This window comes from Clostridium sp. DL-VIII, from assembly GCF_000230835.1.
Classification (GTDB): Bacteria; Bacillota; Clostridia; order Clostridiales; family Clostridiaceae; genus Clostridium.
The window spans coordinates 358,296-374,672 of record NZ_CM001240.1 but is presented as its reverse complement, the minus strand read 5'-3'; the positions used below and the strand labels follow the sequence as shown (position 1 = coordinate 374,672).

General features: G+C 30.2%; 12 protein-coding genes. 3 read left to right on the top strand and 9 right to left on the bottom strand.

Annotation, left to right across the window (positions count from 1 at the left end; translation table 11 throughout):
• Positions 1-32: 32 nt before the first annotated feature.
• From mfd to purR, 8 genes are all read right to left on the bottom strand, one after another.
• Positions 33-3,536: a transcription-repair coupling factor gene (gene mfd, locus CDLVIII_RS01725; protein ID WP_009167750.1), complete on the bottom strand. Its 3,504-nt coding sequence runs from the start codon at positions 3,534-3,536 to the stop codon at positions 33-35.
• 14 nt (positions 3,537-3,550) lie between these two features.
• Positions 3,551-4,126 (bottom strand): aminoacyl-tRNA hydrolase, encoded by a 576-nt coding sequence (gene pth / locus CDLVIII_RS01720; RefSeq protein WP_009167749.1) that lies wholly within the window; start codon positions 4,124-4,126, stop codon positions 3,551-3,553.
• A 22-nt stretch (positions 4,127-4,148) separates the two neighbouring features.
• Positions 4,149-5,567 carry a HAMP domain-containing sensor histidine kinase gene (locus CDLVIII_RS01715; RefSeq protein WP_009167748.1) on the bottom strand — a complete coding sequence of 473 codons (1,419 nt, stop codon included), beginning with the start codon at positions 5,565-5,567 and terminating at the stop codon, positions 4,149-4,151.
• A complete protein-coding gene (locus CDLVIII_RS01710; protein ID WP_009167747.1) occupies positions 5,568-6,254 on the bottom strand; it encodes a response regulator transcription factor in 687 nt (228 codons plus the stop codon).
• Between the two features lie 311 nt (positions 6,255-6,565).
• Positions 6,566-7,534, bottom strand: a complete 969-nt coding sequence (locus CDLVIII_RS01705) for a ribose-phosphate diphosphokinase (RefSeq protein ID WP_009167746.1) — start codon at positions 7,532-7,534, stop codon at positions 6,566-6,568.
• A 47-nt stretch (positions 7,535-7,581) separates the two neighbouring features.
• On the bottom strand, positions 7,582-8,949 hold the full coding sequence (gene glmU, locus CDLVIII_RS01700; RefSeq protein ID WP_009167745.1) for a bifunctional UDP-N-acetylglucosamine diphosphorylase/glucosamine-1-phosphate N-acetyltransferase GlmU: 1,368 nt from the start codon (positions 8,947-8,949) through the stop codon (positions 7,582-7,584).
• 199 nt (positions 8,950-9,148) lie between these two features.
• Entirely contained in the window at positions 9,149-9,424 is a 276-nt protein-coding gene (spoVG, locus tag CDLVIII_RS01695) for a septation regulator SpoVG (RefSeq protein WP_009167744.1), read from the bottom strand.
• 279 nt (positions 9,425-9,703) lie between these two features.
• Positions 9,704-10,519 (bottom strand): pur operon repressor, encoded by an 816-nt coding sequence (gene purR / locus CDLVIII_RS01690; RefSeq protein WP_009167743.1) that lies wholly within the window; start codon positions 10,517-10,519, stop codon positions 9,704-9,706.
• 273 nt (positions 10,520-10,792) lie between these two features.
• Between purR and murC the strand changes: the two genes are divergently transcribed.
• The 3 genes from murC (at position 10,793) to asnS (ending at position 14,845) form a co-directional block, all read left to right on the top strand.
• Positions 10,793-12,169, top strand: a complete 1,377-nt coding sequence (gene murC, locus CDLVIII_RS01685; RefSeq protein WP_009167742.1) for a UDP-N-acetylmuramate--L-alanine ligase — start codon at positions 10,793-10,795, stop codon at positions 12,167-12,169.
• A gap of 43 nt (positions 12,170-12,212) precedes the next feature.
• Complete coding sequence (locus CDLVIII_RS01680) at positions 12,213-12,911, top strand: metallophosphoesterase family protein (RefSeq protein WP_009167741.1); 699 nt, start codon at positions 12,213-12,215, stop codon at positions 12,909-12,911.
• A 539-nt stretch (positions 12,912-13,450) separates the two neighbouring features.
• The gene (gene asnS / locus CDLVIII_RS01675) at positions 13,451-14,845 is read left to right on the top strand and encodes an asparagine--tRNA ligase (protein ID WP_009167740.1); all 1,395 of its coding nucleotides are present in this window, start codon (positions 13,451-13,453) and stop codon (positions 14,843-14,845) included.
• A 352-nt stretch (positions 14,846-15,197) separates the two neighbouring features.
• Here asnS and serC read toward each other — a convergent pair whose 3' ends face one another.
• Positions 15,198-16,280 carry a 3-phosphoserine/phosphohydroxythreonine transaminase gene (gene serC, locus CDLVIII_RS01670; protein ID WP_009167739.1) on the bottom strand — a complete coding sequence of 361 codons (1,083 nt, stop codon included), beginning with the start codon at positions 16,278-16,280 and terminating at the stop codon, positions 15,198-15,200.
• Positions 16,281-16,377: the final 97 nt, after the last annotated feature.

Sequence of the window (16,377 nt, the reverse complement as noted above, 5' to 3'; positions counted from 1 at the left end):
TTATGTTACTTTTCTTTTATATCATATCTTTGTTACAATATTATGTCATTAAAAACTTCTTTTAAAAATTCTAATTTATTTTCCTTCTTAATATATTTTAACTTGAATGAAAAATAAGGGTTTGTTCCAAACTTTAATACCACACTGTTTTTATATTTGTCCATTAGAGTTTTAAATATATTCTTATATCCATTTTCATCTTGTGCAAATCTAAATATTATTTCTTTTGAATTTTCCTTTATTTCCTCTATAAAAATAGATTTAGCCTGACTTTTTATATAAGCAATATCCATTAAGTTATATACTGGTTCAGGTATCTTTGAATATCTGTCTTCTAGTTCTTCTTTTATATCATTATAGTCATCTATTCCCTCAATTGCAGCTATCTTTTTGTAAACTTCGATTTTTTGAATCTCATCTTCTATATAACTTTCTGAAATAAATGCATCTACCTTTATATCTAAAGTTGTTTCTATAGGTTCTTTTTGAATTTCTCCTTTTAGGATCTTAACAGTGTCCTCAAGCATTCTACAGTATAAGTCATATCCTATTGATGCCATATGTCCATGCTGAGATGATCCCATCATATTACCTGCACCTCTGATTTCTAAATCCCTCATAGCTATCTTAAAACCAGAACCTAATTCAGTAAAATCTTTTAATGCCTTAAGTCTTTTCTCTGCAACTTCCGTCAAAACTTTATCTTTAGTATATAAAAGATAAGCATATGCAATCCTATTAGATCTACCTACTCTGCCTCTTAATTGATATAATTGTGATAATCCCATTTTATCTGCATCATAAATAATTATAGTATTTACATTCTGAATATCCATTCCAGTTTCTATTATAGTTGTACAAACTAATACGTTATACTCTCCTGACATAAAATCATACATTTCTTTTTCAAGCTGTCTTTCTGCCATTTGTCCATGAGCAACACCTACTTTACTTTCTGGAACCAGCGTTTGTACGTATTTGGCCATTCTTTCAATATCTTCAACCCTGTTATATACAAAATAAACTTGACCATCTCTGCCTATTTCTCTGAGGATAGCATCTCTTATAAGCTGATCATTTTGTTCTACAACATACGTCTGAACTGGATATCTCTCTTCAGGAGGAGTTTCAATAACAGAAATGTCTCTAACCCCACTCAGTGACATATGAAGTGTTCTAGGAATCGGAGTTGCACTCAATGTTAAAACATCAACATTTTTTTTAATACCTTTAATCTTTTCTTTTTGCTTTACTCCAAACCTTTGCTCTTCATCCACTACTAGCAACCCTAAATCCTTAAATTGAATATCTTTTGATACTAATCTATGAGTTCCTATTAAAATGTCCAAATTTCCTTCTTTTACCTTTTGTAATATATCTTTTTGTTGCTTTGCAGTCCTGAATCTGCTAACCATATCTATTTTTATCGGAAAATCGGAAAATCTGTTTTTCATATTTTTATAATGCTGTTCTGCTAAGATAGTTGTTGGAACTAAAATTGCAACTTGCTTTCCATCCATGACTGCTTTAAACGCTGCTCTTAAAGCAACTTCAGTTTTACCATATCCAACATCCCCACATAAAAGTCTGTCCATAGGCTTATCTGACTCCATATCTTGCTTTATTTCCTCTAAAGATGTCAATTGATCTGGAGTTTCTTCAAATGGGAACTCATCTTCAAATTGCTTTTGCCATTCTGTATCTTTAGGAAATTTGTGTCCCTTTACAGTACTTCTCATTGCATAAAGTTTAACTAAATCTTCAGCTATCTCATTAATCGATTTCCTTGCTTTTGCCTTTGCTTTTTGCCATTCGGCACTTCCAAGCTTATTAACTTTTGGAGATTTACCTTCACTTCCAATGTATTTTTGAATTAAATCAAGCTGATCTACAGGAACATATAATTTGTCCCCTTTATCATAAACTATATCTAGATAATCTCGCTTATGTCCGCCAACATCTATCTGCTTAATTCCTTTATAAACACCTATTCCATGATTAGCATGAACTACATAATCTCCTGGTTTTAATTCTGCAAAGCTTTTTATTTTGGAGATACCCTTTTTCTTTGACTTGCTAGCCTTTAGTTTTCTCTTTGCTTCTCCAAATACTTCCCGGTCTGATATTACACAAACCTTATACTCAGGGTATTCAAAACCTTTCAACTGATTTCCAAAAGTTATTACTACTTCTCCATATTCAATTTTATCAACATCATCTCTATAGACACTTTCTATTCCTCTATCTCTTAACGTTCCTACTAATCGTTCCCCTCTAGCTCTTGTTCCAGATAATATCAATGTCTTATATCCTGCATTTTTCTTACTTAATATATCATCAATTAAAAAATCTAGCTGACCTTGATAATTATTTAATGTCACTTGAACCATATTTACTGTTAAATGTGGTCTAAGCCAATCATTAGTTTTAGTTAAAGCTTCAAAAAAGGCCATATCTTTATCTTCAAATGATTCTAATATTTCTTCTTTATTAAGCAATAAATTTCCTTGCCCGGGAAATATATCTCCTCTCTGAGAAAAAGCTGTAAAGTTTTCTTCAAACTCAAAATAAGTAGATTCTAATTTGCCTTTACATCTTTGAGCATTGTCTACTATGAAGAAATAATCCTTAAAATAGTCAAAAAGGCTTTCTGGTTCCTTTACGAAATATGTTAAATAACTATCTATTGTTTCAAATGATGACGTTTCCTCTAAAGCTTCTAAATTTTTATTTAACATTTTTCTTAATTTTTCTACTCTTTCGCTATCTTTGTCTTGTGCTGCAATTTCATTAAATTCTTCTTGAAGTTTGTCACGTCCATATTTCAACATTTCTTCAGATATTATTATTTCTTTAGCTGGGAATATATTTATCTTCTTAACCTTTTCTATACTTCTCTGAGATTCTGTATTAAATGTCCTAATTGATTCTATTTCATCGCCAAAAAGTTCAACTCTATATGGATAAGTTGAACATGTTGGAAAAACATCTAATATTCCTCCTCTTAATGAAAACTGACCTTTCCCTTCAACTGCTTCAACTCTCTCATAGCCAGATTGAAGTAGCTTCTTCGAAATCTCAGTAAGATCAATTTCATCCCCTTCTTTAAAGTTCATGCTATACTCTAAAAAAGATCTATGTGGAGTATATTTTGAAGCAAACGCCTCTATTGAAGTTACTATTATCTTCTTTTTCTTATTATTTAATATTTCATTTATTACTTTTAATCTTGCCCATCTTAAATCTCCAGAAATAGCATCAATATTATAGAAAACCATTTCTCTTATTGGAAAATAATATACTTCATTAGTGTAAAATATCAAATCCTCATAAAGGTTTTTTGCTTCTATATCGCTTTGCGTAATAATTACCATGGATTTATCGATATTCTCGAACATTCCACCTACTATATATCCTTTACCTGATTCAGATGCACCGTATATACCAATAGGATATTTTTTACTTTCAACACCTGTCTTTATGTTTTGAAATTCTATACTACTTTCCAAGGGCTCTAATAACCCTTTTAATCTCATCCCATGCACCTTCCTTAAATTATTGTACTTGCTTTAAACCCATTGAATTGATTCATAGCTGTCTTAACGTCACTTCTTATTATTTCTTCTGCCGCTTTTGTTGATGCGTCTATACTTTCACTTAAAATAGTCATTTCCTCCTTTGTGAATCTCCCTAGCACATATTTAACTAGATCCACATTAGGTTGTCCTATGCCCACCTTTATTCTTGAGAAAATATCACTTCCAAGATGCGCTATAATACTCTTTATCCCGTTATGACCGCCTGCACTTCCTTTATCTCTTATTCTCAATTTTCCAATTTCTAAACTAATATCATCATATATAACTAAAACTTCACTATTTTCAAGATTATAAAAATCTACTACTTCTCTTACGCTTTCGCCACTTAAATTCATGTATGTAGTTGGTTTTAAAAGCATAACTTTATTATTATTTATAAAGCCTTCACCATATACTCCTTTAAATTTTTGCCTATTTATTTCAATATTATACTCCTTAGCAATATTATCAATAACTTTGAAGCCAATATTATGTCTTGTATCTTCATACTCTTTTCCTGGATTTCCAAGACCTACTATTAAAAACATATGTTTTTCCTCCTTAGCGGGTTTATTTATTTCTATTATTCTTATATTTTGTTAGTGAAAATGTAAATGTGACACCTATATTAGGATGATTTTTAACCCATATTTCTTCACCTTGCTGCATTATTATCATTCTTACTATTGGTAAACCAAGTCCAGTACTCACCTTATTGGTTCTAGATTTATCAGACTTATAAAACCTATTCCATATATGTCTTATTTCATCCTCCGCAATTTTTGGCCCATTATTATATATCTGTACAAAAACCTTTGATCCTTTATAGTGTGTACTAATACGTATTAATCCATCACTACTACAATATTTAATTGCATTATCGAGTAAATTTGTTATGACTTGCATTGTCCTATCTTCATCAGCTTTAACATAGCAATTTTCATCTTGTAAATCTATTTTCAATGTTATATGTTTCTCTTTTATATTTTGTTCATTATTTATAACACATAATCTAACGAGCTCATTAATATCAATCTTTTTCATATCAAATTTTAGCTTACCAGATTCAATAGCTGATAAGTCTAGTAAATCATTTATTAGCCGCGTTAATCTTTTTATTTCACTATAAACAATATCCAGATAGTATCCTTCCTTGTCCTTAGGAATAACTCCATCTATGATCCCTGCAATAAATCCTTTTATAGACGTAATTGGAGATCTTAACTCATGAGAAACATTTGATATAAAATCTCGTCTATTATTTTCAACCTTTTCTAAAGATTCAGCCATTATGTTAAATGAATTTGCAAGTTCTCCAATTTCATCTTGTGATTCTAAATAAACTCTCCTATTAACTTCTCCATTAGCAAATCTTTTTGCTGCATTATTTATTTCAGCTAGAGGATTTATTAATATTTTCTTAGAAACTAAAGATAAGACCACTGATGCAAATATCATTGCACCTAATGCAGATATCCATACAATCAAATATATTCTATGTAGCTGCTTACTTATTATAGATAGAGGTGCTGTCATTGCAATATACCCCTCATATTCACCATTTTCTACTATCGGATATATATATGTATAGTAGTCATTAACATACTCTACAGGTTTCCCTTCATTTAACAAAGCCATATCCTTATCAGATATACTTGGCTTATCCTCTAAGTTTTTATTATCTTCAAATTCTGAATGCAGATATATATCACCAGATTTATCCGAAACAATAATATCTGAATTAGCTCCAACACTTGCCATATCTATTATAGCCTTTAACTTATCTAACTCTATATCACTTTTTTCAGTATTATATATTTTAATTGCTTTAGATATATATTCCCCATCTTGCTCAAATTGTGTTCTCGTTTCATCAAAATAAGTTATTCTGAACCATATAGATAAACTCCATGCGAGCAAAACCAATACTATGGTCAAAATAATTATAAATGTCATTATTAATTTTTGAAGTAAGCTTCCACTTTTCATTTAGTTCACCTCAAATTTATATCCAACACCCCATACAGTCTGTATCTCCCATTGTTCTCCGCTGCTTAGTTTTTCCCTTAATCTCTTTATATGCACATCTACAGTTCTTGAATCTCCTGGATAATCATATCCCCAAACTTCACAAAGTAATTGTTCTCTTGTAAAAACTTTATTTTTATTATTAGCTAAATAATATAATAATTCAAATTCTTTTGGTGGCATTTTTACTTCTTCACCATTATACATCACTTTATAGGAAGATGAGTCTATTGATAGATCACTTAATTTTATTATCTCGTTATGAATATTATCTGATGAATACCTTCTAAGTACTGCCTTAACCCTAGCTAATAGCTCTTTAGGTTCAAAAGGCTTTACTATATAATCATCGGCCCCAATTTCTAAGGCTAAAACTTTATCAAAGGTATCTCCCTTTGCTGTAATCATTATAACAGGTGTTTCCTTTTGTTTTCTTATCCATTTTAAAATATCAATTCCGTCCATATAAGGTATCATTACATCAAGCAGAACTATATCGGGGTTATAATCCAAATATAATTCCTGTGCTTCTTTTCCATTAGACGCTACTTTAGTATTATACCCAGAACTTTTTAAATACATATCTATTACTTCGCTTATGTTTTCATCATCGTCCACGATTAACACTTTTGTTATAGCTCCATCCATAGTCTTTTCCCTCCTTAACTGATTGATATTATCTATTTCCTAATATAACATAAACAATTTATATCTCATTATATTTTAATAGAAATCAACTCAAATTATTATTTTCATATAAAAATTTAAAATCAATCTATATATCAGGATTTTACCATAATATTTCAGTTGAAATTTTTAATATGATCTATTATAACCTAATGCTTGCTATCTAGAAATATATATTATAAAAAATAGAATATATATTTGTTTTAATATTTCAAAACAAATATACATTCCTTTTTATTTTTAAGTCATCTTAAATAAATATTAGACTACATTTACTTTGTTTGACATTCAAATAATTTACTTATTGGTTGGTCATCATAAATCCTCTTTATTGCTTCAGCAAATAGAGGTGCAACTGAAAGCGATTTAATCTTTGTATTATCATTTTGTTTATTTAGTGGAATTGTATTTAATAATACTAACTCTTCAATTGCAGAGCTATTTATCCTATCCATTGCCGGACCTGATAACACTCCATGAGTGCAGCAGGCATAAATATTCTTTGCTCCTAAATCTTTAAGTGCATTTGCTGCATTTGCAATAGTTCCTGCAGTATCAATCATATCATCTATTAGTATACATCTCTTTCCTGCAATATCACCGATAATATTCATTATTTCAGAAACATTTGCTTTTGGTCTCCTTTTATCTATAATAGCTATCGGCGAATGTAGATTATCAGCAAATTTTCTTGCTCTAGTCACACTTCCAAGATCAGGTGAAACAACGACAACATCATCTTGATCTGCCAATCCTTTTGATATAAAATGCTGTGCAAGTATCGGTGCTCCAAGTAAATGATCAACGGGAATGTTAAAGTATCCTTGAATTTGGGCTGCATGTAAATCCATAGTTAAAACTCTATGTGCACCTGCCGCTGTCAATAAATCTGCAACCAACTTAGCAGTTATCGGATCTCTTGATTTAGCCTTCCTATCTTGCCTTGCATATCCATAGTATGGCATAACTGCTGTTATTCTACCTGCTGATGCTCTTTTAAAAGCATCAATCATAATTAGTAATTCCATTAAATTATTATTAACAGGTGAACAAGTGGATTGAACTATAAATACATCATTTCCTCTAACCGTTTCATTAATATCAACAGATATTTCTCCATCACTGAAAGTTGAAACTTTAGAATCTCCAACTGGAACCCCTAGAATATCTGCTATATCTTTTGCCAACTTAGCATGGGAATTTCCAGTAAATACTTTTATATTTCTTCCATGAGTTATCATAATCAAGAAGACCCCCTTAAAAATTTTGGCTTATTTGTAATAAAAATTTACTTCTTTAATCCTTTTTTTTCTACCCATCCACTTATATTTCTCTGCTTAGCCCTAGCAACTGCAAGATCTCCTTCTTTTACTTCAGCTGTAATAGTAGATCCTGCTGCAATATATGTATTATCCTGAACTGTAACAGGTGAAACTAAATTAGTATTACAGCCTATAAAACTATGATTTCCTATAATAGTTTTATGTTTCTCTTTACCATCATAATTTACAACTACTGTTCCGCATCCAAAGTTGCATTCTGAGCCTACTTCAGCATCACCTATATAAGTTAAATGTGATACCTTAGTTCCATCCCCAATTGTTGATTTCTTTATTTCTACAAAATCACCTATTCTAGCATGCTTCCCTATTTTAGTCTCAGGCCTAATATATGCAAACGGACCAACAGTAGTATTATCACCAATATTACTCTCTAATATAACTGAAGCTTGGATATCTACTTCCTCTCCAATAGTACTGTTTACAATTCTTGAGTTTTGATATATTACACAATTACTTCCTATCTTTGTATTTCCCTCTAAAATATTATTTGGATATATTATTGTATCTTTTCCTATTTCAACATCAATTCCTATATATGTTGTCTTAGGATCAATCAATGTAACTCCATTTTCCATATGCTTAATATTAATTCTATTTTTTAATATTTCTTCTGCCTCTGCTAATTGAACTCTTGAATTTATTCCAATAGTTTCTTCATATTCAGTTACAACTGCTCCTATTTTTTTCCCTTGAGATTTTAATATTTCTATAGCATCTGTAAGATAATATTCACCTTGATTATTATTATTATTTAGTTTACCTAATGCATTTACTAATGATTCAATATCAAAACAGAATATTCCAGAATTCATCTCGTTAATCTTGAGTTCTTCTTCAGTACAATCTTTATGCTCTACAATTTTTGATACCTCATTATTTTCTCTTACAATTCTTCCATAACCAGTTGGGTCATCAACAATTGCAGTTAATATAGTAGCTGAATTTTTATTTTCAATATGCTCATCAAATAATCTTTCAATTGTTGACTGCTTTATTAAAGGAGTGTCTCCTGTAAATATACCGACTACTCCTTTCTTTCCCTTTAAAAATTCTTCTGCACATTTAACTGCATGCCCAGTCCCTAATTGTTCAGCTTGTAATGAATATGATACATTTCTATCTAAAGTTCTTTCCTTAACAAGTTCTGAGCCCTTACCTATTATTACATCTATATCATTAATTCCAGAATCTCTTACTGAATCTATAACATGTTTTAGCATTTCTTTACCGCATACTTTATGCAATACTTTTGGTAAATCTGACTTTATTCTCTTACCTTGACCAGCCGCTAAAACTAAAGCACATTTATACATTATATATAACACCTCATTTATAAATTTATACTAACACGATTATTTTATAGTAATAATTCATTCAATATTCATGCTAAATTAATTATATTGGAAAGCCACTTGTATTTCAACCATACAACCTACCTAATATTTCTTTACAAAATCTTCTTTCACAAAACAAAAGGAAGTTATATACAACTTCCTTTTGCTCATAAATTCATTATCCTTCCACAACTTCTTCTGAAACAGCTTTTTCATAAGCTTCTAAAATTGCAGTTTGAATTTTTTCTCTAGCTTCCGTATTTATTGGGTGAGCTATATCCTTAAATTCTCCATCTGGTGTTTTTCTACTAGGCATAGCAATAAATAAACCCGCTTGTCCTTCTATAACTTTGATATCGTGAACTACAAATTCATTATCAAATGTAACAGAAACTATTCCCTTCATTTTACCTTCTGATGCAATTTTTCTAATTCTAACGTCTGTTATTTTCACTTTACTCCACCCCTCCCAGTTGCTTTAAAAATATTTAATATTTATATAAATTCTCCACAAATTACTAAATTCCTTTTTTATATTTGATAAATCCTTATAAAATTTATTTTTTTGTATAAACATATAAAATAATAAATACTAAAAGATTACTATTTCTATTAATCCCACAACTTTATATAGTAAAAATCTTATTACCAGACTGCATAATCTTTCTCAACCAATAAATAATATGTCAGTTGTTTTATAAATTAGAACTCAATCTAATCCAATATTTCTAAATTAAGAAAATGTTTTCGAAGGCTGTATTCCTATAATTGCTGATTTATCTACTTCTTTTAATTCTACAATTGAAACATATTCATCAATGAATTTTTTTTCGATTTGTTTATTATCTACTAGCACTCCAATTCCTACTAGCTCACTATCAAATTCCTTTAACAGATCTTTAATTCCTACAGCAGTTCCCCCGCCTTTCATAAAATCATCTATAAATATACATTTACTAGATGATCTCATTGACTTCTTTGATAGTGACATTTGTTGCAGCCTGCCATCACTTCCAGAAACATAATTTATAGTAACTGTTGGGCCTTCTGTGACTTGACTGTCTCTTCTTGCAATAACTAATTGTACTCCTAAATTTCTAGCTACTTCATAAGCTAATGGAATTCCTTTAGTTTCAACTGTTATTACATAATCAATATCTTTTCCTTGAAAACATGACGATAACATTACTCCAGCCTTATTTATTATTTTAGGATTATACATTAAATCAGTCATATATATTATATTTCCTGGAATAACTCTTCCATCATCGCTTAATTGTTTACATATTTCTAATGCGAACTCTCTCTTTTCTTCATCTCCAATTTGAGGAACATACTTTATTCCTCCTGCCACTCCAGAAATTGTTTCAACTTTTCCCATTTCAAGTCTTTCTAATACTTCACGAACCACCACTATATCTTCACTTGTAGTAGACTTTGCTGCATTTAACAATTCTGAAAACTTATTTAATCCTAATATTTTATTAGGATTCTCTAATAATATCTTGGTTATAGCAACTACCCTTTTGTTTCTCGTAAATTTTTCCATCTTATCACCCACACGAATTTTTTTATATTAAATCCTTTTAATATTCATATTTTATGCTAAATTTAATTTAATATCAATGTTTTTACACATAAAGTTCATTCATATATTTATAACCTGTTCACAAAATCATTAAATAGGCATAAAATAATATGTATTTATTTTTTCCTATGGTTGATTTTTAGAAAAATGTATATAATTATATTTAAAGTATAAAACTAAAGATTTAACTAAGATTAAAAAATATATGCTTATTAATTAAAAGGAGTTGATCATTTGTCTTTCGATTTTATAGAAGATAAAGATAAAAAAATTCATTTCATAGGTATTGGTGGAATCAGTATGAGTGGGCTGGCTGCTGTTTTATTAAATAGTGGATTTAAGGTATCAGGCTCAGATTTTAAGGATTCATCAATTATAGATAAATTAAGGTCTTCAGGTGCTGAAATTTACATAGGTCATAATAAAGACAACATTAAAAATGTAGATTTAGTAGTTTATACTGCTGCAATTCCATCTGATAATCCTGAGCTTTTAGAAGCTAAAGAAAAGAATATAAAATTAATGGATAGAGCTGAATTCTTAGGTCAAATTATGAAAGGCCATAAATATAACGTAGCAGTTACAGGTACTCATGGTAAAACTACTTGTACATCTATGCTTTCTCACATTACATTAGCTGGTGACTTAGATCCAACTATCTTAGTTGGAGGAGAGCTAGATGAAATTGGTGGAAACTTCAAAATAGGTAATAGTGAGTATTTCATAACTGAAGCTTGTGAATATAAACGTTCATTCTTAAAGTTTTTCCCTTATATCGGTATAATCTTAAATATTGATGCAGATCACTTAGATTTCTATAAGGATATAGATGACATTACTGATACCTTCTCTCAATTCTCTAAATTAGTTCCAAGTGATGGGTATCTTGTTGGTTACGCTGGCGACTTTAGAGTTAAAGAAATTTTAGAAAAAGCAAACTGCAATACAATGACTTATGGATTTGAAGATGCTGATGTGACCGCTAAGAATATTGTATTTAACAATAATGGCTGTGCTACTTTTGATGTATATAAAGATTCTAAAAACTTATTTACTGTTTCTTTAAATGTGCCAGGTAAGCATAATATTTTAAATGCTCTTGCTTCCATTTGTGTTTCTCTTATTTTTAATATTTCTGATTCCAATATAATTGCAGGATTAGCAAAATGCAAAGGTGCTCACAAAAGATTCGAGTATAAGGGTGAAGTAAACGGAGTTACTGTAATTGATGATTATGCCCATCACCCTACTGAAATTAAAGCAACCTTAAGTACTGCAAAACAAATTCATCATAATAAAACTTATTGTATTTTTCAACCTCATACTTATACTAGGACAAAAGCATTATTTAATGAATTTACAGAATGTTTCAATGACGTAGATGAGCTTATATTAATGGATATTTATGCTGCTCGTGAAAAAAATACTGGACTTATATCTTCAGATGAACTTGGAGATGCTATAAGAGAAAAAGGAATAGTATGTACTAATGTTCATTCTCATGATGAAGCCTTAAGCTACGTAAAATCAAAACTTACTTCTGGCGATTTATTACTAACAGTAGGTGCTGGTGATGTAGTTATTGTTGGAGAGAAGTATTTAGAAGCATAAAATACTACTTTAATAATTTCTAAATAACTTAGGAGGATTGCTTATGAAAATAGCGGTAATTTCAGATATTCATGCTAATGTCTATGCCCTAATTAATCTTTTAGAAGATATTGATGTTGAAAAAGTTGATACAATTATTTGCTTAGGAGACTTAGTTGGTTATGGTCCTCATCCTAATGAAGTTATTTCAATGATTAGAAGAAGGCATATTCTTTGTATAAAAGGCAACTATGATAGCTCAGTTGTTGATAATGAATATTCCTATATAAGAGAAACTCGTATTAACAGTTTCTCTCTTCCTTGGACTGTTAGAGAGCTTAGAGAGGAAAACAGACTCTTTCTAGAAAACTTACCATCAACATTAACTTTAAATATTATGAATAAAAAACTGCTCTTTGTTCATGGAAGTCCAGATAAAATCAATGAATATCTTTTAAAAGATGAAGATAAAACCCTTGAAGTAATGAGTTCTATAAACGAAGATGTTTTAATTTGTGCCCATACTCATATACCTGGAATGAAGGAATTTGGAAACAAAGTATATATAAACTGCGGCAGTGTTGGTAAGCCTAAAATTGGCCGTCCTAATAGTACTTATTGTATTCTTAATATTAACAAAGAAGACGGAATGAAAGTTCAAGTAAAAGAAATTCAATACCCATATAAAAGAATAATTAAAGACATGACAATGTTGGATTTTCCACAGGAATTAATCCAAAGTTTTGAAAATGGTATGGAGTAGACAAGCCTTACAAAAAAATCATTACTATGATATAAATACCACCTTAATTAAAATTTAGGCTTATGAAAGTAAGTAACAAGTCCAATGTTGCTATGCATATTTTTCATCAATTTGCCGATGAGCAGAGAACCAAAAGTTCGAGACACCAAATCTTGCATTTGGTGTCTCGAATTTTCACACAGTGCAATCTATGATTTTGTGTGACTCGGTTAAGCAGACATATCAAATCTATAATTTGATGATGGTCGCTTACTCTGTGATTACTCAGGGAGCATATGCGAGTCGAGCTTCCTTTATGATGAAAAATAGGCTAGCAAAGGGACTTGTTATTTATTTGAATCTGCCTTACATAGAAAGTATAATTTATGGACATCCTCAAGTTGCATTCACCAAGAAAGTATTGTAAAATCTATTTATCATTAAGGGTAGCAGGTTTAAAATAATTATAATTTTATAATCTAATGAATTTTATCTTCATTAAAATTATAATTTGTATTTCTAACCTCAAGATTAATTATAAAAAATGGAGGTCATATAATATGACAAAATCAATTTCAATCAGAAGCCTTTATAGAAATACAGATAACTTTTTATCAAAAGAAATAACTATATTAGGCTGGATAAGAACTTTAAGAGCATCTAATGCTTTTGGTTTCATAGAAGTTAACGATGGTTCTTTCTTTAAAAATATTCAAATAGTTTTTGATGACAAATTAAATAATTTTAAAGAAATATCCAAATTACCTATAAGTTCTTCAATTTCAATTGTCGGTACATTAGTTGAAACACCAGATGCAAAACAGCCTTTTGAAATTCAAGCAAAGATCATAAATATTGAAGGTATGTCAAATTCGGATTATCCTCTTCAAAAGAAAAGACACACTTTTGAGTATTTAAGAACTATTGCTCACCTAAGACCTAGAAGTAATGCTTTTTCTGCAACCTTCAGAGTGCGTTCTGTTGCAGCTTACGCAATTCATAAATTTTTTCAAGATCAAAATTTTGTATATACACATACACCAATAATAACTGGTAGTGACTGTGAAGGTGCTGGAGAAATGTTCAGAGTAACAACTCTTGATCCTAAGTCTCCAGAATTAAATAAAGATGGAAGTGTAGATTTTGAAAAAGACTTCTTTGGCAAAGAAACTAATCTTACTGTATCTGGTCAATTAAACGCTGAATGCTTTGCCTTAGCATTTAGAAATATATATACATTTGGTCCAACATTCAGAGCTGAAAATTCAAATACCACAAGACATGCAGCTGAATTCTGGATGATTGAACCTGAAATAGCATTTGCAGATTTAGAAGATGATATGGAACTTGCAGAAAATATGCTTAAATATGTTATCAAATATGTTATGGATGAGTGTCCTGAAGAAATGCAGTTCTTTAATCAATTTATCGATAAAGGATTACTAGAAAGATTGAATCATGTTGTATCATCAGATTTTGCTAAGGTTACATATACAGAAGCTGTTGAAATTTTACAAAAATGCGGAAAAGAATTTGATTATCCTGTATCATGGGGAATTGATTTACAAACAGAGCACGAAAGATACCTTACTGAGGAACACTTTAAAAAGCCTCTATTTGTAACAGACTATCCTAAGGATATTAAAGCATTCTATATGAGAATGAATGAGGATAATAAAACTGTTGCTGCTACTGACCTTTTAGTTCCAGGAATCGGTGAAATCATAGGTGGAAGCCAAAGAGAAGAAAGATTAGATAAATTAAAATCTAGAATGGCTGAATTAGGTCTAAAAGAAGAAGACTATTGGTGGTATCTAGAACTCCGAAAATATGGAGAAACTAAGCATGCTGGTTTCGGTTTAGGTTTTGAAAGATTAATTATGTACATTACTGGAATGACAAATATCAGAGATGTATTACCATTCCCAAGAACTCCAGGAACTAGCGAGTTCTAATTAATTGATATTTAAAACACTTGAATTCGTGTTATAATGTCATTATTGTTTTATAATGAGTAAAAAGAGGGGTAAAGTTATTTTACTTCTCTTTTTTTATGTTACATATATTGATTAGAATAAATAAGAAATTAAATATAGTTGTTTACTAATACACCTCCCTATTAACTTATATAATTGATTAATCAGACTCATTTTTATTGCAAATATAGGAATTAATTGAAAATACATACTATCATAATTTACTTATAGATGAAATTGGTATAGAGTTAATTATATTTTAAATAAAGAACGTGTATCTTATCAAAAGATAAAATACACGTTCTTTTAATTATCTTAAATATAATATTTTCTATTTATTTTCTGCTTCAAATTTCTTCATAAATTCAACTAAAGCTTTAACACCTTCTGTTGGCATAGCATTATATATACTTGCTCTCATTCCACCAACAGTTCTATGGCCTTTTAAGTTTTCAAAACCTGCTTCTTTAGCTTCTTTTACGAACTTAGCATCTAACTCATCTGAGCCAGTTACAAAAGGTACATTCATTAATGAACGGTCCTTCTTTACAACTGTTCCATTGAACATACTGCTTGAATCAAGGAAATCATAAAGAATCGCAGCCTTTTCTTCATTTATCTTCTTCATTGCATCTAAGCCGCCTTTATTCTTAAGCCATTTAAATACTTTTCCGCATATATATATTCCATATGCTGGTGGTGTATTATATAATGAGTTATTATCAGCATGAGTTTTATACTTTAGCATTGTAGGAGTTCCTGGTAGTACATCATCAGTAAGTAAATCTTCACGAACTATTACTACGACAACCCCTGCTGGTCCTACATTCTTTTGAGCACCTGCAAAAATTAATCCATATTTTGATACGTCTACCGGTTGAGATAAGAAATCAGATGACATATCTGCTACTAGAATCTTATCTCCTACATCGGGCAATTCTTTATAGCTTGTACCATAAATTGTATTATTATGACATATATACACATAGTCAGCGTCATCAGAAATTTTTAAATTCTTTAAATCTGGTATATATGTGTACGTTTTGTCCTCTGAAGATGCTATTATATTAACTTTTCCATATATAGCTGCTTCAGCTGCTGCCTTCTTTGCCCATTGCCCTGTTTTAATGTAATCTGCAACTTTATTTTTCATTAGATTCATTGGAATCATTGCAAATTGTTGTGATGCCCCACCTTGAAGGAATAATACCTTGTAATTACTTGGAATATTTAATAATTCTCTTAATGTTTTTTCGGCCTCGGTAATAATCCCCTCAAAAGCTTTGGAACGATGACTCATTTCCATAACTGACATACCAGTGCCGTTGTAATCTAACATTTCTTCAGCTGCTTCCTTAAGAACCTCCTCTGGTAACACAGCCGGTCCTGCCGAAAAATTATAAACTCTTGACATTAAAAAAGCCCCCTTGTGATATTTTATTTTCTATAATATTATAACACAATTCAGGTATTAAGTAATAAATTTATCGCTCCAAATAGTGAGAAAATTT

Excerpts from the sequence above, each read along its gene's own strand:
- mfd (WP_009167750.1), bottom strand. The coding sequence starts at position 3,536 with ATGAGATTAAAAGGGTTATTAGAGCCCTTGGAAAGTAGTATAGAATTT.
- purR (WP_009167743.1), bottom strand. The coding sequence starts at position 10,519 with ATGGAAAAATTTACGAGAAACAAAAGGGTAGTTGCTATAACCAAGATA.
- CDLVIII_RS01710 (WP_009167747.1), bottom strand. The coding sequence starts at position 6,254 with ATGGATGGAGCTATAACAAAAGTGTTAATCGTGGACGATGATGAAAAC.
- asnS (WP_009167740.1), top strand. The coding sequence starts at position 13,451 with ATGACAAAATCAATTTCAATCAGAAGCCTTTATAGAAATACAGATAAC.
- pth (WP_009167749.1), bottom strand. The coding sequence starts at position 4,126 with ATGTTTTTAATAGTAGGTCTTGGAAATCCAGGAAAAGAGTATGAAGAT.
- glmU (WP_009167745.1), bottom strand. The coding sequence starts at position 8,949 with ATGTATAAATGTGCTTTAGTTTTAGCGGCTGGTCAAGGTAAGAGAATA.
- CDLVIII_RS01715 (WP_009167748.1), bottom strand. The coding sequence starts at position 5,567 with ATGAAAAGTGGAAGCTTACTTCAAAAATTAATAATGACATTTATAATT.
- CDLVIII_RS01680 (WP_009167741.1), top strand. The coding sequence starts at position 12,213 with ATGAAAATAGCGGTAATTTCAGATATTCATGCTAATGTCTATGCCCTA.
- CDLVIII_RS01705 (WP_009167746.1), bottom strand. The coding sequence starts at position 7,534 with ATGATAACTCATGGAAGAAATATAAAAGTATTTACTGGAAATTCCCAT.
- serC (WP_009167739.1), bottom strand. The coding sequence starts at position 16,280 with ATGTCAAGAGTTTATAATTTTTCGGCAGGACCGGCTGTGTTACCAGAG.